Source organism: Pseudomonas sp. Irchel s3f19, assembly GCF_900187555.1.
In the GTDB taxonomy this organism is placed as follows: Bacteria; Pseudomonadota; Gammaproteobacteria; order Pseudomonadales; family Pseudomonadaceae; genus Aquipseudomonas; species Aquipseudomonas capeferrum.
Genome location: NZ_FYDW01000001.1, coordinates 851,643 through 871,614 on the forward strand (window position 1 = coordinate 851,643; position 19,972 = coordinate 871,614).

The 19,972-nt window shown below is 65.9% G+C and carries 4 protein-coding genes and 1 pseudogene; 1 reads left to right on the forward strand and 4 read right to left on the reverse strand.

The genetic code is table 11. The features are described from left to right. Positions 1-5: 5 nt before the first annotated feature. The 4 genes and pseudogenes from CKW22_RS03805 to CKW22_RS03820 form a co-directional block, all read right to left on the reverse strand. Positions 6-3,305, reverse strand: a pseudogene (locus tag CKW22_RS03805) (amino acid adenylation domain-containing protein); the annotation flags it as partial. 313 nt (positions 3,306-3,618) lie between these two features. Next, positions 3,619-11,472 (reverse strand): non-ribosomal peptide synthetase, encoded by a 7,854-nt coding sequence (locus CKW22_RS03810; RefSeq protein ID WP_095063767.1) that lies wholly within the window; start codon positions 11,470-11,472, stop codon positions 3,619-3,621. 1 nt (position 11,473) lies between these two features. Further along, positions 11,474-17,950 carry a non-ribosomal peptide synthetase gene (locus CKW22_RS03815; RefSeq protein ID WP_095063768.1) on the reverse strand — a complete coding sequence of 2,159 codons (6,477 nt, stop codon included), beginning with the start codon at positions 17,948-17,950 and terminating at the stop codon, positions 11,474-11,476. A 398-nt stretch (positions 17,951-18,348) separates the two neighbouring features. Beyond that, positions 18,349-19,332, reverse strand: coding sequence for a TauD/TfdA family dioxygenase (locus CKW22_RS03820; protein WP_033699720.1), 984 nt, complete (start codon positions 19,330-19,332; stop codon positions 18,349-18,351). Between the two features lie 181 nt (positions 19,333-19,513). Between CKW22_RS03820 and azu the strand changes: the two genes are divergently transcribed. Next, positions 19,514-19,966: an azurin gene (azu, locus tag CKW22_RS03825; protein WP_095063769.1), complete on the forward strand. Its 453-nt coding sequence runs from the start codon at positions 19,514-19,516 to the stop codon at positions 19,964-19,966. Positions 19,967-19,972 lie beyond the last annotated feature (6 nt).

Sequence of the window (19,972 nt, forward strand, 5' to 3'; positions counted from 1 at the left end):
GCATCTCAAACTGCCTCAAGCTCGCTCATGAAGTCCTGGAGGTCGTCCAGGTCCGCATCGGTATTGGTATTCAAGCCACTGATCATGGCTGCGTATGCCTGCAGGTTTTCCGCCTGGAACAGCAAGGCGAGCGGCAGGTTGATGCCCAGCTCAACCTGCAGGCGAGCCATCACCTGGGTCGCGAGCAAGGAGTGGCCACCCAACTCAAAGAAGTTGTCGTGAAGGCCCACTTTGTCCAGCTTCAGCACATCGGCCCAGATCGCCGCAATCCGCTGCTCCAATGCACTTTGCGGCGCAGTGAACTGGCCCTGCAGCAGGCTGGCATCCGGTTGCGGCAGCGCCTTGCGATCCAACTTGCCGTTGCCGGTCAGCGGCAAGCTGGCCAGGAACAGCACATGAGCCGGCACCATGTAGTCCGGCAGGCTTGCCTTGAGCGCTTCGCGCAGGGAACCCCGCAGAAGAACCTGGCTTTCGAGGCTGTCCAGGACCGAGCTGTCACCCGGCACCACATACCCCACCAACTGCTTGCCTTGCGGGCCATCCTGAGCCAGCACCACGCCCTGACGCACAGCGCCCTGCTCCTGCAGGCGTGCTTCGATCTCACCCAGCTCGATACGGAAACCACGAATCTTCACCTGGTGATCAATTCGCCCCAGGTAGTCGATTACGCCATCACCGCCATAGCGGGCCAAATCGCCCGAGCGGTACAGGCGACCGCCCTGGCTATCGAAAGGGTTCGGCACGAAACGCTCAGCCGTCAACGCCGGACGACCGTGATAGCCACGCGCAAGGCCATCCTGGCCAATCATCAGTTCACCGTGGCTGCCTGGCACGATCGTGTTCAAGGTGCCGTCGAGCAAGTAGCAACTCAGGTCTGGAATGACCTCGCCAATGGGGCTGCTGCCAACATTCTTGAGATCATCCAGGCTGATCGGCCGGTAGGTCACATGCACCGTCGTCTCGGTGATGCCATACATGTTGATCAGGCGTGGCTGACGGTCGCCGAATACGTCGAGCCATGGCTTGAGGCTGCTCAGATCCAGCGCCTCACCGCCAAACACCACATACCGCAATGCCAGCTGGCTGCCGCCTCGCGCGGCTTCGCAGGCAAGCGGAATCAGTTGCTGGAATGCCGATGGCGTCTGGTTCAGCACCGTTACCTGCTCGCTGAGCAACAACGCATGGAAATCCTGCGAAGAACGCGCCACGTCTCGCGGCACGATGACCGCCTTGCCGCCATACAGCAGCGCGCCGTACAGCTCCCACACGGAAAAATCGAACGCGTAGGAGTGGAACACCGTCCACACGTCACTGGCGTCGAAGCGGAACCACTCCTGGGTGGCCGCGAACAAACGCACCACGTTATGGTGCGTCAACAGTGCACCTTTGGGCTTGCCAGTGGACCCGGAGGTGTAGATCACGTATGCCAGGTTCTGCGGCGATACCACGCAAGCCAGGTTGGCTTCGCTGTAGTCGGCCAGTGCCGTTTCGTCCAGATTCAGGCTTTGGATGCCTGTCGGAATGGGCAAGGCGTCACGCAAGTGGCTTTGGGTCAGCAACAAGCCGATGCCACTGTCCTCGAACAGGTAAGCGAGGCGATCCTGGGGGGACTCCGGGTCCAGCGGCACATAGGCGCCGCCCGCCTTGAGGATGCCGAGCAGGCCCACGACCATGTCCAGACTGCGCTCTACGGCAAGCCCCACCAGCACGTCGGGCCCCACGCCCAGTTCGCGCAGCTTGTGCGCCAGGCGGTTGGCGCGGCGGTTCAATTCGCCGTAGCTCAGTGTCTGAGCGCCAAAACTCACGGCGGGTGAACCAGGCGATAACTCGACCTGGGCTTCGATCAACTGATGGAGCGTGTGCTCGCTGGGGAATTTAGTCGGATTGCGGTTCCAGTCCTGAACGATCCGAGCCTGCTCATGCTCTGCCAACAGAGGCAGGTCGGTAATGCGCTGCTCTGGTTCGCGGACGATTCCCTGCAGTAGATTCAGCCAATGATTGGCCATGTGCTCGACGGTCTTGGCCTCGAACAGGTCGGTGGCATAGGTCAGCGCAGCACTGATGCCTTGCTCATGCTCGAAGGTATCCAGGGTCAGGTCGAACTTGGCCGTGTGGCTGTCCCAGGCCAGCTCTTCCATTTCCAGGCCTGGCAAACTGCGGCGCTCGCCTTTGGCCTGGGTCTGGTGGTTGTACATCACTTGGAACAGAGGGCTGTGGCTGAGGTTGCGTTCGGTCTGCAGGGCCTCCACCAGCTGTTCGAACGGCAGGTCCTGATGCGCCTGAGCGCCTAGCGCACGCTGCTTGACCTGTTGCAGCAGCTGATTGAAGGTCATCTGCAGGTCGAATTCGGCGCGCAGCACCTGGGTGTTGACGAAGAAGCCGATCAGCCGCTCGGTCTCGACCCGGTTACGGTTGGCGACCGGCACACCGACGCGGATGTCGGACTGCCCGCTGTAGCGGTGCAGCAATGCCTGGAAGCTGGCCAGCAACACCATGAAGGGCGTGGCGCCCTGTTGCTGGGCCAATTGCTTCAGCGCGCCAGCCAACGTGTTGTCGATGGCCACGGTAATTCGGGCGCCCTGATAGCTGCTTATCGCTGGCCGCGGCCGATCGGCAGGCAACGCCAGCACGGGTTGCTCGTCACCGAGTTGCGCCGTCCAGTAGGCCAGCTGTCGCGCCTGCTCGCCGGCCTCCATCCAGTTACGCTGCCAGGTGGCGTAGTCGGCGTACTGCACCGGCAGCACAGGCAGGTCCACCTTCTGCCCTTGGCTGTAGCCGTGGTAGAGCTGCACCAGCTCATTGATCATCACGGGCATCGACCAACCGTCGGACACGATGTGGTGCAGGGTCAGCACCAGCACATGTTCGTCCTGTGCCAGGCCCAGCAACTTCACCCGCAGCAGCGGGCCGGTTTGCAGGTCGAAAGGCAGATGAGCTTCGTGCTCGACATGACCACGCACGCTGGCGTCATCGGTCTGCTCCAACTGCTCGAACATCAACTTGAAGGGATTGTGCGGATGGACCACCTGCACGGCCTGCTCCGCTTCCAGGCGGAACGTGGTGCGCAGGGTCTCATGACGGGCGATCAAAGCCTCGAAGCTACGCTGCAGGGCACCCGTGTCCAAATGCCCTTTGAAGCGCAGGACGGACGAGAGGTTGTACGCGGTACCCACCTCGCCCAGCTGTGACAGAATCCATAGCCGCTGCTGGGCATAGGAAAGCAGTACCGGCGCTTCTGGATCCCTCGGGAGGATCGGCGTGACCCCATACAGGTTGACGCCTTGTTTCTTGAGCAAGGCTGCCAACGCCTTACGTTTTTGGGTGGACAACGATACGACTGTATCGAGCAGCTCTTGCACAGGGAATCTCCTAAGAAATCAGCTCTTCAATTTCCTCCGTAGTTAGACGATTGAGCACTGCCAAGGATTTAGGCCCCCCTCGTGCACGATTCCCGTAGGAGCGGCCTTGCGTCGCGAAAGGGCTGCGTAGCGGCCCCTGGGTCTCAGCTTCGCCGCCTAAATTGCTGGGGCCGCTACGCAGCCCTTTCGCGACGCAAGGCCGCTCCTACACCGTTTGCGCCATGGGTGAGAGACGCGTTTAGTCTGCCGCGCGCAAAGACTAGGAAATCAGCTCATCGAGCTCCTCCGTGCTCAAGCTTTCGAGTAATGCCAGCGACTTGGCCAATTGGTCCTGGGTGGTGTCGACGACTGGCGCCTTACCTTCGAGCTGACGACTGAAGTCGGCCAGTACAGGGAACTCGAAGAGTTCTTTCAGTTCGGCCGAAACACCAGCTTGCTCCTGTATGCGAACGATCACCGAGGTGGCCAGCAGGGAGTGACCGCCCAGCGCGAAGAAATTGTCGGTCAACCCGACCCTCTCCAGCTTCAGCACATCCGCCCAGATCGCCGCGATCTGCTGTTCCAGCTCGCTCTGCGGCGCTACGTACTCGCCTTGCAGTTGGCTGGCATCCGGCTGCGGCAGGGCCTTGCGGTCCAGCTTGCCGTTCGGTGTTACCGGCAGCTTGCCGAGCAGCAGCAGGTGCGCAGGCACCATGTAATCCGGCAGGCCGACCTTCAGCGCCTCCCGCAGGCTGTCGCGCAGTGCGCCCTCGTCTTGCGTGCTGTCGGCCGGTACCACATAACCCACCAACTGCTTGCCGCTCAGGCCATCCAGGGCCAGTACCACCGCCTCCTGCACACTCGGCAGCTCCAGCAGGCGCGCTTCGATTTCACCCAGTTCGATACGCAAACCGCGGATCTTCACCTGGTGGTCGATACGCCCGGCGTAGTCGATCACGCCGTCGGCGTCGTAACGTGCCAGGTCACCGGTGCGGTACAGACGCCCGCCGTTGTCGCTGAACGGGTCTGGCACGAAGCGTTCGGCAGTCAGCGCGGGGCGCTGGTGGTAACCACGGGCCAGGCCTACGCCCCCCAGGTACAGCTCGCCAGCACTGCCGCGTACCGCAGGTTGCAGGCTGCCTTCGAGGATGTGGGCCTTGAGGTTGTCGATCGGCTGGCCGATCGGCACGCTGATGCTTTCGTCCGGCTGGCAGGTCCAGTGGGTGACGTCGATGGCGGCTTCGGTCGGGCCGTACAGGTTGTACAGGCCGGCCGCTGGCAGGCGCTGCAGGGTCTGGCGGGCCAGCTCGGCGGGCAGCGCTTCACCGCTGCACACCACGCGTTTGAGGCTGACGCAGCTTTCCACTGCTTCGTGGGTCATGAACGCCTGCAGCATCGACGGCACGAAGTGCAAAGTGCTGATGGCGTACTGGTTGATGGTGTCGACCAGCAGTTGCGGGTCGCGGTGGGCACCTGGCTGGGCCATGACCAGACGGGCGCCGGTCATCAGCGGCCAGAAGAATTCCCACACCGACACGTCGAAGCTGAACGGGGTCTTCTGCAGCACGCTGTCGCTGGTATCCAGGCCGTAGGCTTTCTGCATCCACCACAGGCGGTTGACCAACGCCTGATGGCTGTTGCCGGCGCCTTTCGGGCGGCCGGTGGAGCCGGAGGTGTAGATCACGTAAGCGAGGTTCAGCGGCGCCACGTCGATGTTCGGGTTGGTGTCGCTGTAAGCACCGAGCTGCTCGGTGTCCAGGTCCAGGCTGCGCAGGCCGGCCGGGATCGGCAAGGCATCGCGCAGGTGCGACTGGGTCAGCAGCAAGGCGATGCCACTGTCGGCGAACATGTAGCTCAGGCGGTCTTGCGGGTATTCCGGGTCCAGCGGCACGTAGGCGCCACCGGCTTTGACGATGCCCAGCAGGCCGATGACCATCTCCAGGCTGCGCTCCATGGCGATGCCCACCAGCACGTCCGGGCCAACGCCCAGTTCACGCAGCTTGTGCGCCAGCTGGTTGGCTTGGCCATTGAGCTCGGCATAGCTCAGGGACTGCTCGCCAAACACCAGTGCCGGGGCGTGTGGGGTGGCGAACGCCTGGGCTTCGATCAGCGAATGGATGCTGCGCTGATCCGGGTACGCCGCTTGGGTGTCGTTCCAGCGCTCGACCATCAGTTGCTGTTCTTGCAGGCCCAGCATCGGCAGCTCGCCGACCACTGCCTGCGCATTGGCAACCAGCGCCTGCAGTACGTTGGCGAAGCAACCCGCCAGTCGGCCAATGGCCTCGTCGCTCCACAGCGCACGGTCGTGGCTGTAGTGCATCGACAGGGTCGCGCCCAGTTCCACCACCAGGGTCAGCGGGTAGTTGGTCTGCTCCTGCACGGCCACGTCGCCAAAGCGCAACCCGCCAGGCGCGCCTTGCTGCAAGGCCTCGGACACCGGGTAGTTCTCGAACACCAGGATGCTGTCGAACAGCGCATCACCGCCCTGCCCTGCCCAGCGCTGCACGTCATACAGCGGGGTGTGCTCGAACTCGCGCACGGCCAGGTTGCTGGCCTGCACCTGGCCAATCCATTCGGCCACGGTCTGTTCGGCACGGGGTGCGCCGATCACCGGCAGGGTGTTGATGAACAGGCCGATCTGCTCTTCGACCCCAGCCAGGTCTGCCGGGCGACCCGCTACCGTGGCGCCGAAGCACACGCTGGCCTGGCCAGTGCAGCGCTGCAACAGCAGCAGCCAGGCCGATTGCACCAGGGTGTTGACGGTAACGCGGTTGGCGCGGGCAAAGGCTTCGATGCGCGCCGTCTGCTCCGCATCGAAGGCCAGGCGATGATCACCGTAGCCGGTGCCTGCAACCCCTGCGCTACCGGCAATGGCCTGGGCCAGCCGGGTCGGCTCGTCGAGCCCGGCCAGCTGGGCCTTCCAGAAGCTTTCGGCAACCGCTGTGTCCTGGCCTTGCAGCCAGGCGATATAGTCGCGGTAATGCGTGGCTTGGGCCTGTGGCGCCAGCCCCGCGTAACGTTGCAGCACTTCGCCCAGCAAACGCGAGGTGCTCCAGCCATCCATCAGGATATGGTGGTTGGTGTAAATCAGGTGGTGGCGCGCCTCGCCCGTGCGCACCAAGGCCAGCCGCAGCAGCGGCGCCTCGGCCAGTTTGAAGCCGCGCTGGCGCTCGCCCTCGGCCAAGGCCTGCAAGGCGGCTTCCAGCGCCGGCTGGCCACGCCAGTCATGCTCGCTGCACGGCAACGCTACCGACTTGCGCACCACTTGCACGGCCTGCTCCAGCTCGCCCTGCAGCACGAACCCGCTGCGCAGGATGTCATGGGCATCGAGTGCGGCCTGCCAAGCCTGCTTGAAGCGCTGCACATCCAGCCCTTCGACATCGACCCGCAACTGGTTGATGTAGTTGCCGGCCTGCTGGTCGTAGAGGGTGTGGAACAGCATGCCCTGCTGCATCGGCGACAGCGGGTAGACATCGGCGATCTGCCCCGGGGCCAGCGGCAAGCTGTCCAGCTGGGCCTGGGTGAGTGCCGCCAGCGGGAAGTCCGACGGCGTCACGCCCTGGTGCTGAGCCTGGCAGCAATGCTCGACCAGCTCGGCCAACGCCTGCTCGTAGGCCTGGGCCAGGTGCTGGATGGTTTCCGGGCGGTAGACGTCTTCGCTGTAGGTCCACTCCAGGAACAGCTCGCCGCCGTACACCTGGCCGGTGATGCTCAGCCAGTTGCCCAACTGCGCACCGGCGCATTGGGTGCGGCCGGCGCTTTCGCCGCTAGGGCTGAACGATGCCGCGTCGGCGGCGGTGAAACTGCCGTCGAACTGGCCCAGGTAATTGAAGGTGACGCGTGCCTGCGCGGCGCCGCTGAGCCGCTCGCGGGTCTGGGCATCGCCCAGGTAGCGCAGCAGGCCATAGCCGATGCCTTTGTCCGGCACGGCGCGCAGTTGCTCCTTGATCGCCTTGATCGACTCGCCAACGGCCTGGCCAGGGGCCAGACGTACCGGGAACAGGCTGGTGAACCAGCCGACCGTGCGGCTGAGGTCAAGGTCGTCGAACAGGTCTTCGCGGCCATGGCCTTCCAGTTGCACCAGCACCTCATCCTGCGCGCTCCACTGGCACAGCGTGCGCGCCAGCGCGGTCAGCAGCAGGTCGTTGATCTGCGTGCGATAGGCAGCGGGGGCCTGCTTCAGCAACTGCGCGGTACGCGCAGCATCCAGGCGCGACGCGGCAGTGCGGGCGTGCTGGTTGCCCAGGCTGCCCTGCGGGTTGTCACGCGGCAGTTCTGCCGGGCTGCCTTGCAGCACCTGCAGCCAGTAGTCGCCCTGTGCCTGCAGCGCCGAGCTGCTGGCATGCGCAACCAGCCGCTCGGCCCAGGTTTTCACCGAGCAGGTCTTGGCTGGCAGGCTTACGGGCTGACCTTTCAGGCGTTGCTGATAAGCCTCTTGCAGGTCCTCGAGCAGCACCCGCCAGGACACGCCGTCCACCACCAGGTGGTGAATGACCAACAGCAAGCGCTGCTGGCCATCGGCGAGGTCGAACAGTTCGGCACGCAGCAGCGGGCCTTGCTCAAGGTTCAAGCTGGCCTGCACCTCGGTGCCAGCGGCGTCCAGTTCGCCCAGCGCTGCGAGGCTGCGCTGGCGCACCAGCGGCGCACTGTCCAGGGCCTGGAAGCGGGCCTGCCACTGGCCGTTCTGGCGGCTGAAGCGCAGGCGCAAGGCATCGTGCTGCTCCAGCACCGCACGCAGGGCCGACTCCAGGTGTTCCACCTGCACGCGCTGGGCCGGTTTCAACAGCATCGACTGGTTCCAGTGCCCTGGCTGGGCGATGTCCATCTCGAAGAAGCGCGCCTGCGCGGGCAGCAGCACCACTTCACCGCTGACAGCGGTGTCCACCGGGGCAGCGGCTGCCGGTTGCTTGGCTTCGATGCGCTTGGCGACCTGGGCCAGTTGGCCGACGGTCTGCTGTTCGAACAGCTGCTTGGGGGTGATCTTGATGCCCTGGCGCTTGGCCCTGGCGATGATCTGCAGGCTGAGGATCGAATCGCCGCCCAGCTCGAAGAAGTTGTCGCTGCTGCCCACGCGTTCCAGCTTGAGCACGTCGGCCCATACCGCGGCCAGCTTCTCCTCGATGTCGCCTTCAGGCGCCACGTAACCACGGCTTACCGCGCCCGGCGCCGGCAAGGCGCGCTTGTCGAGCTTGCCGTTGGCGGTCAGCGGCAGACGCTCGAGCAACAGCACCTGCGCAGGCACCATGTAGTCGGGCAAGCGGGCCTGCAGTTGCGCCTGCAACTGCGGCACGGTCACGCCCGCTTCGGCCACCACGTAGGCCACCAGTTGCAGGCGCTCGGCATCGCCTTCCAGCGGCAATGCCAGGACCACGGCGTCGCTGACATCGGGCAGCCCGGCGAGCACGCGACCGATTTCACCCGGTTCGACGCGATAGCCACGGATTTTCACCTGGTCATCGGCACGCCCGATAAATTCCACCAGGCCTTCAGCGCTCAACCGCGCCCGGTCGCCGGTGCGGTACAGGCGGGCGCCATCGGCCGCCGGCACGAAGCGTTCGGCCGTCAGCGCGGGCTGGCCCAGGTAACCCTGGGCAACGCCCTGGCCACCCAGGTAGAGCTCGCCGACCACCTGCGGCGCCAGCGGGTTGAGGTAGCCATCGAGCACTTCGGCGCAGGCATTGCCCAGCGGGCGACCGACCGGCACCGTGCGGCAGTTGGCCAGGCGCTGGTCGGGTTCGAAGGTGAGCACGCCGACCGTGGTCTCGGTCGGGCCGTAGTGGTTGATGACGCGGCATTCGGGGCGCAATGCGCGGATTTTTTCCAGCAGGCTCCAAGGGCATGCTTCACCGCCCAGAATCAGTGCTTCAGCAGGCAGCACATCGGCGGCGCAGGCAGCCTGCAGCAGGCCCTGCAGGTGGCTTGGCACCAGCTTCACCACGCCCACCTGATGCTGCGCCATGTAGCTGGCGAAACCATCCGGGTCGAAGGCCAGCTCCTGCGGTAGCAAATGCAGCAAGCGGCCCGAGGCCAGGGCGCCGAACAGTACGGTGTGGCCAAGGTCGGCGGCGGTGGTGGACACCATGGCCATGCTCGCCCCGACCGGCAGTTGCAGGCGTTCGAGCACAGCCTGGATATAGCTGGCCAATGCCCCGTGGCTGACCACCACGCCCTTGGGCTGGCCGGTCGAACCCGAGGTGTAGATCAGATAAGCCGGCTGCTCAGGGCTGACCGCGACCGCCACCGGGCTGTCGCTGCAGGCCGCCCACGTCGGGGGCTCGCAGGCAACCGCCTGCAAGCCGTCGAGGCCAGCGAAGCGGGTATCGCCAGGCTCATGCAACAGCACGGCGGCGCCGCTGTCGACGATCAACTGCTGCAGGCGCTCTTGCGGCTGCTGGGTATCCAGCGGCAGGTAGGCGGCGCCGGTCTTGAGCACCGCCAGCAAGGCCGTGACCCAATCGATGGAGCGCGGCAGGCACAGGGCAACGATGCTGCCGGCACCGACGCCACGCTGGCGCAGGTAGTCGGCTACGCGGTTGGACGCAGCGTCCAGCCCGCCCTGGGTCATGAAGCGCTCACCAGCGCGCACGCCGCCCTGGGCCTGCCCTTGCGCCATCGCCTGGTGCCACAGGGCGAGGAAGTCGCGGTGCGGGTAGGTTTCTGCTGCGGTCGGCTGCTGCGCCGCTACCTCCAGGTGGTCGACGATCGGCTGCTGTTGGGCATGGCTCAGCACGTCCAGCACGCGCCGCAGCGAATCGGCGAGGCGCTGGATGGTGGCGGGTTCGAACAGGTCGGTGGCGTAGGTAAAGTACCCCTCGATGCCATCGGGTTTATCCGAGAAGTCGAACGCCAGGTCGAAGCGCGCATCGCCACCTTCACGGGCGAAGCCTTCCACCTCCAGCGTGCCCAGGCGCTTGCGCGACGCGTCGCCCGCCGCCACGTGCTGGTTGATCTTGAACTGGAACAGCGGGTTGTGGGCCAGGTTGCGCTCTGGCAGCAAGGCATCGACCAGGTGCTCGAGCGGCAGCTCCTGGTGCGACTGAGCGCCGCCGATCACGTCCTTGACCTGCTCTAGCAGCTCGGCGAAGGTCGCGCGTTCGTCTACCTGCACGCGCAGCACCTGGGTGTTGATGAAGAAGCCGATCAGGCCTTCCAGCTCCTTGCGGTTACGCCCCGCATTCGGCGCGCCGATGCGGATGTCCGACTGCCCGCTGTAGCGCGACAGCACCACCGCCATGGCCGCCAGCATCAGCACGAACAGCGTGTGCCCGCCCTTGCGCGCCTGGCTGCGCAGCGCTTCGGCCTGCTCGGCGCCAATCTGCAGTTTGAGCACTGCGCCGCGGTAGCTCGGCGTGGCGGGCCGTTCGAAGTCCAGCGGCAGGCTCAGCAGCGGCTGCTCGTCACCCAGTTGCGCCTGCCAATACGCCAGCTGGCGCTGGGCCTCACCGGCCTCGAGCCAGGCGCGCTGCCAGATCGCATAGTCGGCGTACTGGATCGGCAGGGCCGGCAATTGCGCCTCGCGGCCTTCAGCCAGGGCGGTGTACAGCTGGATGAACTCCTGCACCAGCAAGTCGCTCGACCAGCCGTCGGAGATGATGTGGTGCATGCTCAGGGCCAGCACGTGGTGCTCGGCGCTCAGGCGCAGCAGGGTGACCCGCATCAGCGGCCCGGTCAGCAGGTCGAACGGTTGCTTTAGCGCGGCATCGACGGCTTCGCTCAAGGCGGCTTCATCGTCGCCCGCCTGGAACTCGACCACGTCCAGCACCAGCGGGCAGGCGCCGAGAATCTCCTGGTGGAACTCGCCTTCATCCGAAACGAAGCGCGTACGCAGCGACTCATGACGGCTGACCAGCGCATCCAGCGCCTGCTGCAGCACCGTTAGCTCCAGAGCGCCCTTGAGGCGCACGGCCATCGGCACGTTGTAGGCCGGGCTGTCGGGTTCCAACTGCCAGAGAAACAGCAGGCGCTGCTGGGCAAACGACAAGGGAATGCGCGCCAGGCCCTGGCGTGCAGGCACGATGGGCAGCAGGCGGAAGCTCTGCCCGGTGGCCTGCATTTTCGCCAGGATCTGCTGACGCTGCTCCACAGGCAGGCTGACGAAGCGTTGGGCAATGCGTTGTGCGGGGGTGAGTTGCATGTCAGGCCTCGGTGAATTCGTTCATCATTTTTTCGATATCGCTCAGGCCGTCGTCGCTCAGCGACAGGCCTTGTTCATCCAGTGCCTGGGCGAACGCGCGCAGCTCGGGGTGGGCGAAGATCAGCCGCAGCGGTATGTCCAGGCCCAGTTCCACGTTGATGCGCGATACCGCTTGCGCCGCCAGCAGGGAGTGGCCGCCGAGTTCGAAGAAGTTGTCGTTCAGGCCGACCTGGCCGAGGTTGAGCAACTGCGCCCAGATCTGCGCCAGTTGCTGTTGCAGTTCGGTCTGCGGCGCTTCGTAGTCGTGCTGTGGCTGGCTGGGGTCGGGCAATGGCAGCGCCTTGCGGTCGAGCTTGCCGCTGGGGGTCAGCGGCATGCTCGGCAGGGTCACCAGGTAGGACGGGATCATGTAGTCCGGCAGGCTGGCCTTGAGGTACTGCTTGAGGGCCTGGCGCAGATCGCCGCTGGCGCCTTCAGCAGGTACCGCGTAGGCGCACAGCTGCTTGCCGCTGGGCAGGTCGATGGCCAGTACCGTCGCCTCGCGAACGTCCGGGTGTGCGCGCAGGTACTGCTCGATCTCGCCCAGTTCAATGCGAAAGCCACGCACCTTCACCTGGTGGTCAGCCCGCCCGCGATAGGCCAGTTGCCCATGTGGGTCGTAGTAGCCGAGGTCGCCGGTACGATACAGGCGGCCACCGCCCACGCTGTCGAACGGGTCGGGGATGAAGCGCTCGGCCGTCAGCGACGGGCGCTGGTGGTAACCCCGCGCCAGGCACCCTGCCCCGCCAATGAACAGCTCGCCAGAGACGCCCACTGGGGTCGGCGCCAGGCCATCGTCCAGCGCGTGCAGGGTACGGCCCGGCAGCGCTCGGCCAATCGGTACACCGCCCTGGCTGATCTGCGCGGGCGTCATCTGCGAGCAGTCGAAGGTGGTGGCGACCACGGTCGCTTCGGTCGGCCCGTAGGTGTTCAACAGACGCACCGCCGGCGGCCCATCGGCCAGCCAGGCGCGCAGGGCGTCTTCCGGCACCGCTTCACCGCCAACGTGGATCTGTTTGAGCCGGCCATAGGCCTCTGGCCCGCGACGCTCCAGGGCCAGCAGGCGCCAGTAGGCGGCGGGCAAGTCGGCCACGGTCACACCGTGGCGGTTGATTTCGTCCAGCAGGGTGGCGGTGTCCCACAGCCGCAGGTCGCGCAGCACCACGCAAGCGCCTTGCGCCAGCGGCGGGAAGAACTGCTCGATAAAGCCGTCGAAGCTGAAGGTGGCGAACTGCAGCACGCGATCACTCGGGCTCAGGCGTGAGTAGTCGGCGGCCACCTGGCAGAACACCGACAGCGCATGGTGGTCGATGGCCACGCCCTTGGGCATGCCGGTGGAACCCGAGGTGTAGATGACGTAGGCCAGGTTGTGCAGCGCCACCAGGTTAGGCAGCGGCTCGGCCGGCCAGGCGTGCAGCCACTGGGTGCCGGGTTCGAGCACCAGGCAAGGCAGCTGCGGGTCCAATTGCAAACGCGCCAACGACGGCGCATCGGCCAGCAGCAGGCCGATGCCGCTGTCTTCGACCATATACGCCAGGCGCTCTTGCGGGTAGTCCGGGTCCAGCGGCACATAGGCACCGCCGGCCTTGTGGATGGCGATCAGCGCCAGCGCCATGCCCAGGCCACGCTCGACGGCCACACCCACCAGGCAGTCAGGGCCTACGCCCATTGCACGCAGGCGGTGGGCCAACTGGTTGCTGCAGCGGTCCAGCTCGGCATAGCTCAGTTGCTGATCATCGAAGATCAGCGCCACGGCGTCTGGCTGCGCACGCGCCTGGCGCTCCAGCAACTGGTGGGCGCACAGGCCGCTGCTGGCTGCTGGCGCTGGGTTCCAGCCATGGGTCAGCTGGCGACGCTCATCGTCGCCCAGGAAGTCCAGCTCGGCGATGCAGCGCTGTGGCTCGGCGCAGATGGCTTCGAGCAGCGCTTGCCAATGCCCGGCCATGCGCTCGATGCGCGGCGCATCGAACAGGTCGGTGGAGTAGTTGAACGAGGCGGTCACGCCGTCGGAGCGCTCCAGGGTATTGAGCGAGATGTCGTACTGCGCGCCCGGCTCCAGCAAGTCCACTTCGCGGACCTTGAGGCCCTGCAGAGCATCGCTGGACACCTGCTCGCCCAGGTCGCGCAAATGGTTGTAGAGCACCTGGAAGAACGGGTTCACGCCCTGGTCGCGCTCTGGGTACAGGGCCTCGGCAACCTCCAGGAACGGCACGTCCTTGTTGGCCTGCGCCTGCAGGGTGGTTTCCTTGATCGCCGCCAGCAACTGCGGGAACGGCAGGCTGCCATCGACGCCGACCCGCGCCACCACCACGTTGATGAAGAAGCCGATCAGCCCTTCGAGCTCCAGGCGGTTGCGGTTGGTCACTGGGACACCGATATTGATCGTGTCCTTGCGGCTGTAGCGCGACAGCACGATGGCGTAGGCCGCCAGAAACACATGGAACAGCGTGGCATTGGACGCCACCGCCAGGGCCCTCAGGCGCTCGGTGAGGGCCAACGGCAGGCGCAGGTCGAAGCGGCTGCCCTGGTAACTTTTGGCCGGCGGGCGAATACGGTCGGCGGGCAGTTCGAGCACTTCGAAATCGTCCTCCAGGCGCGCCTTCCAATAGTCGATCTGTGCCTGCATCTGCCCCTCGGCCAGCCATTTGCGCTGCCAGGCGGCGAAGTCGGCGTACTGCACCGGCAGCGGCTCGATGGCCCTTGCCTGGCCGCTGGCAGCCGCGTTGTAGGCAGCAGCGAACTCGCGTACCAGCAGGCTCATCGACCAACCGTCAGAGACGATGTGGTGCAAGGTCAGCGACAGCAGGTGCTCGTGCGCATGCACCTTGAACAGGCGCGCACGCAGCAGCGGGCCGTGCTCCAGGTCGAACGTGGTAAAGGCTTCGGCTTCGAGCTTGCGCATCTGCGCGGCCTCGTCTTGGCCGCTGAGGTCTTCGAAGCCGATCGGTACCGAAGCGGCGGGCAGAATGCGCTGCCACGGCAAGCCGTTGGCTTCGACGAACACCGTGCGCAGTGATTCGTGGCGTGCCACCAGTGCATCCAGCGCGGCCTGCACGGCTGCGCGGTCGAGGGCGCCTTGCATGCGCACGGCCATCGGTGTGTTGTAGGCCAGGCTTTGCGGGTTGAGTTTCCAGAACAGCCACTGGCGGTTTTGCGAGCGGGACACCGGCAGCGGCTGCTGGCGGTCGAGGATCTCGATCTCCAGCCCCGCGCCCTGCTCGCCCTCGGCCACGGCCTGGGCAAAGGCCTGCAGGTCGAGCGTGTCGAACAGGGTGCGCAGCGGGATGTCCAGGCCCAGGTGCTTGCGCACCCGCGACACGGCCTGGGTGGCCAGCAGCGAATGCCCACCCAGGGCAAAGAAGTTGTCGCCCAGGCCCACCTGCGGCACCTGCAGCACCTCGGCCCAGATCTGCGCCAGCTGCACCTGCAACGGGGTTACCGGTGCCTGGTAGGCCACCTGGGTGGCGACCGGCGCGGGCAGCGCCTTGATGTCGACCTTGCCGTTGACCGTCACCGGCAGGCGCTCCAGTACCATCAGGTGGGTGGGTACCATGTGCTCGGGCAGCAGCCCTTTGAGCGTGGCGCGAATCGCCTCCTGCCAGGCCTGGCTGTCTGCCGGCATCTGGCTGGGCACCAGCCAGGCCGCCAGTTGCAGCTCCGGCGCCTGACCCTGGACCCGCACCAGGGCATTGGCGACGCCCTCCAGCCCACGCAGCTGGTTCTCGATTTCGGCCAGCTCCACGCGGTAGCCACGGATTTTCACCTGGCCGTCCATGCGCCCGGCGAACTGCAGCTCGCCGGTAGCGCTCTGCCGTACCCAGTCGCCGCTGCGGTACAAGCGCTCGCCATTACCGTTCGGGTCGGGCACAAAACGCTCAGCAGTCAACGCCGGGCGGGCGAGGTAGCCACGGGCAAGGCCTGCCCCGCCGATGTACAGCTCGCCTTTGGCCTTGGCCGGCAAGGGCTGCAGGCAGCAGTCGAGCACGCTGACGCGTGCATTGGCCAGCGGTTGGCCGAGCGAAGCCTGGTTGTCCAGTTCGGCCACCAGCACGCCGACCGTGGTCTCGGTCGGGCCGTAGTGGTTGAACACCTTGAGTGCTGGGGCCAGCGCGCGGATCTTGCCGAGCAGGCCCGGGCTGATGGCTTCGCCGCCCAGTACCAGGCACTGCCCCGGCAGTGCCGAGCGGCCTGCGACCAGCATGGCCTCCAGGTGCGAGGGCACGATTTTCAGTGCATCCACCTGGTGCTGCGCCAGGTAGGCCGCGAAGCCTTCGGCATCCAGTACCTGATCGCGCAGCAGCAGGTGCAAGGTCTGGCCGCCACACAGGGCGCCGAATAGCATGGTGTGGCCGAGGTCCGCAGCCGGGGTCGAGACCTGCGCCATGCTGTGGATCTGGCTCATCGGCAGGCGCGCGGCGATGCCCTCGACATAGTTGCCCAACGCGCCATGGCTGATTGCTACGCCCTTGGGCTGGCCGGTGGTGCCGGAGGTGTAGATCACGTAGGCGAGGTTGGCCGCTGCAACGGCACGCCGTGGGGCGCTTTCACGAGCGGCCTGGGTGTGTTCCCAGGCCAGCCGATGGACGCCACCTGGCAGCGCTGCCTGCCAATTGCCGGGCGCCAGCACCAGGCGGGTGCCGCTGTCGGCGAGCATGTAGGCCAGGCGTTCGGCCGGTTGCTCGGGCTCCAGTGGCAGGTAGGCGCCGCCCGCCTTGAGCACGCCGAGGATGCTGGCGAGCATGCCGACGCTGCGGTCGGCCAGCACGCCGACCAGGGTGTCCGGCTGCACGCCAGCTTCGACCAGCCTGTCGGCGATGGCTTCGGCACGGGCATCGAGCTCGGCAAAGCTGGCCGCCTCGCCTGCAGCCATCACGGCGGTGCGCTCGGGGTGGCGCTGGGCAGCCTCGGCAAAGCGCTGGTGGACCAACAACGGCTCGGCGGCCTGCCCATGCGCATTCAGGGTGGCGGCCAGGCCTGGCAACGGCAACTCGCCCACCGCACCGGGGGCCTCGTCGGCCAGCGCCTGCACCAGCGCCAGCCATTGTTCGCCAAGGGCCTCGACAGTGGCCGCATCGAACACATCGAGGGCATAGGTGAAGGAAGCATGCAGCTGGCCGGCCCGCTCGTGGGTATCCAGTGCCAGGTCGAAACGGGCGCTGTGCTTTTGCAGGGTGATCGGTGCCAGGCTCAGCCCGGAGCGGGTCTTGATGGCTTCGACATCCGCCACCTGGGCCTGGTGGTTGAACAGCACCCGGAACAGCGGGCTCTCGGTGCTGCGCGGCAGCTCCAGGGCCTCGACCAGTTGTTCGAACGGCAGGTCCTGGTGGCTTTGCGCGCCCACGGCGGTTTCGCGCACGCGCTGCAGCAGGCCGGCGATATCCAGCAGTGGGTCGATTGCGGTGTGCAGCACCTGGGTATTGATGAAGCAGCCGATCAGGCCCTGGCTTTCGGCACGGTTGCGGTTGGCAATGGGCACCCCGACGCGGACGGCGCTCTGCCCGCCATAGCGCTGCAGCAGCAGCTTGAAGGCTGCCAGCAGGACCATGAACAGGGTGACGTTGTGCCGACGCGCCAGGCCGCGCAGGCGTTCAGCGACATCGGCGGCAATCGGGAATTCGTGACGCGCGCCGCGGTAGTTCGGCCGGCCGCTGCGGGCGCGGTCCAGTGGCAGCTCCAGCGGCGAGTGATCGTCGCCCAGGCGCGCCTGCCAGTACGCCAACTGGCGGTCCTGCTCGCCAGCCTGAAGCCAACTGCGCTGCCACAGGGCGTAGTCGCGGTACTGGATCGGCAAGGGTTCGAGTGTGGCTTCGGTGCCGGCCACGGCGGCATCGTAGAAGTGCAGGAACTCGTCGATCAGCACGTTCATCGACCAGCCATCGGCGACGATATGGTGCAGGGTCAGCAGCAGCACATGGTCCTGTTCTGCCAGTTGCAGCAGGCGCACGCGCAGCAGCGGGCCGGCGGCCAGGTCGAAGGGGGCCAGGGCTTCTTCTTCGGCGATGGATTCGAGGGCGTGATGGCGGGCCTCTTCGGCCAGCTCGCTCAAGCCGTCCTGGCGCAACTGCAGCGGGGCGGCGGCTGCATCGACTTGCTGACGCACATCATCGCCGTCGGCGACGAAGCGGGTGCGCAGGGTTTCGTGGCGGGCCACCAGGGCATCGAAGGCGTGCTGCAGGGCCACCCGGCTCAGCGGGCCATGCAGGCGCACGGCCATGGGCAGATTGTAGGCTGCGCCTTGGGGGTCGAGCTGCCAGAGGAACCACATGCGCCGCTGCGCGTAGGACAGCTGGTCACGCTCGTCGACCTCGACACCTGGCGCGATCGGCAGCACGGAGAAGTCCATGCCCTCGCCCTGCAGCGCCTTGAGGAACAGGCGGCGCTTGTCGGGGCTGAGTTCGATGAAGCGGCGAGCGAGTTTGAGCGTCTGTTCAGCATTCATGTCGAGCGATGTCCTGGCAGTCGAGCGGTAACTGTCAGACGAAGGCATGGGGGGCTGATTTAGGGGCGCAGGAATTTGGGGGGGGGCGGTGGGTGCATGCCTTGAGGTTTGCAGCGCCCTGGAGATCGAGCGCCGCCCGCGCGGCGCTTCGCGGGGCAAGCCCGCTCCCACATCCGTTTCGGGCCAGTGAGTCCTGTTATATAGGCGCGCGACCCCTTGTCTGTACGACGCTATATCGAGGCGGGCGCCAAGGGGCCGCGCGCCAATGCTTCAGGAATAATTGGCCCGAAACAAATGTGGGAGCGGGCTTGCCCCGCGAAGCGCCGCGCGGGCGGCGCTCGATCTCCAGGGCGCTGCAAACCTCATGGCATGCACCCCTGCCCCCCAAAAAAACCCAATCAACGCAAAACCTGCGAATACCCCTCCGCCATCGCCACCACCACCTTGCGCTTCCCGGTAAACGGCGACCGCGCATGGGCCGCAAGCATGTTGTCGAGCATCAGCACATCATTCTCCAGCCAAGGAAAACTGACCGTGCACTCATCCAGCACCCCACGCACTTCATCGAGCAGCGAATCCTCGATGGTCGAACCATCGCCGTAATACACATTCCGCGGCAGGTCCTCCTCCTCGACAATGTCCATCAGCGACTCCCGCACCTCCGGCTGCAAGTTCGAGACATGGAACAGGTGCGCCTGGTTGAACCAAACGTCCTCCCCCGTCACCGGATGGCGCGCCACCACCTGGCAGCGCTGCCGGGTGCGCAGTTCGCCATCTTCCTTCCAGATGCATTCAATGGCATGCGCCCGGCAGTACGCCTCGACCTGGCGTGGGTCTTCGGTGTTGAACACCTGCGACCACTCCACATCCAGCCCATTACCGTAGTTGCGCACATACATCAGCCCCTTCTCGACCAACCGCTCGCGAATACGCGCCGGCATCCGCCGGTAGACCTCGCGGCTGTCGGCAATCGGCGTCTCACCCCCGGTCTCGGCAGGGATCACGCTGTAGAACCAGATCTTCATCGGCCACTCGAGGGTATAGGCCTGTTCGTTGTGCAAGGGGATGCTCTGGTGCGCCGGGTATTCGGTCGAGGTGTACACCCCTTTGGTCACGTTGCTGCGCGGCGTGGAGCCGAACTCGTAGTTGAGCAGCGGGTGGCCGAAGGCGGCAGCGAACTGGCGGAAAGCCTCGGCCCCACCCACCTGGAAGCCCCTGAACAGGATGCCGCCCGCATGCAGCAGGTGGCGTTCCACCAGCGGCTTCAGTTCTTCGAATGCGTCGAGCAGGTCGATGCCGGGCTCTGGCGCGCGCACCAGCAGCGGCAGGTCGCCGCGGGCGGCGTCCAGGGGTTCGATCGCAAAGCTCAGCAATTCACTCATGTACCGTCACCTCAAGCCAGGGCCGCCATGGCGGCGAAATCGGATGCTGCGCCATCAGGGCGCCTGACTAGATGAACGAGCGTGCCCGGCAGAAATTCACCCGCCCCCACTCACAAGGTAAAGCGAGCGCGCGCCGGTTCGTCTGAACGATGTGCACCCTTTTATCGTCCAGGAACCTTACATGACACGCCAGCTTCTGCTCCTCGCCCTGCTTGCCGCGGCCCCTGCCGTGGCCTGGTCGGCCGTGGACTGCGCCGTAGAGATCCACGGCACCGACCAGATGACCTTCGACAAGGCCGAAATCACCGTACCCAAGGCCTGCACGTCGTTTACCGTCACCCTCGCCCACCCCGGCCAGATGCCCAAGAACGTCATGGGCCACAACTGGGTACTGAGCACCCAGGCAGACATGCAAGGCGTGCTGGACGATGGCCTGAAGGCCGGTGAGGCACAGGATTACGTGATGCCAGGCGACACCCGGGTGCTTGCCCACACCCGCCTGATCGGCGGCGGTGAAACAGACAGCGTCACCCTCGACACCCGGTCGTTGAAGGCAAGGACCGCCTACAGCTTCTACTGCTCGTTCCCGTTCCACAGCACCTTGATGAAGGGCACCCTGGCCCTCGGGAGCTGACCCCGC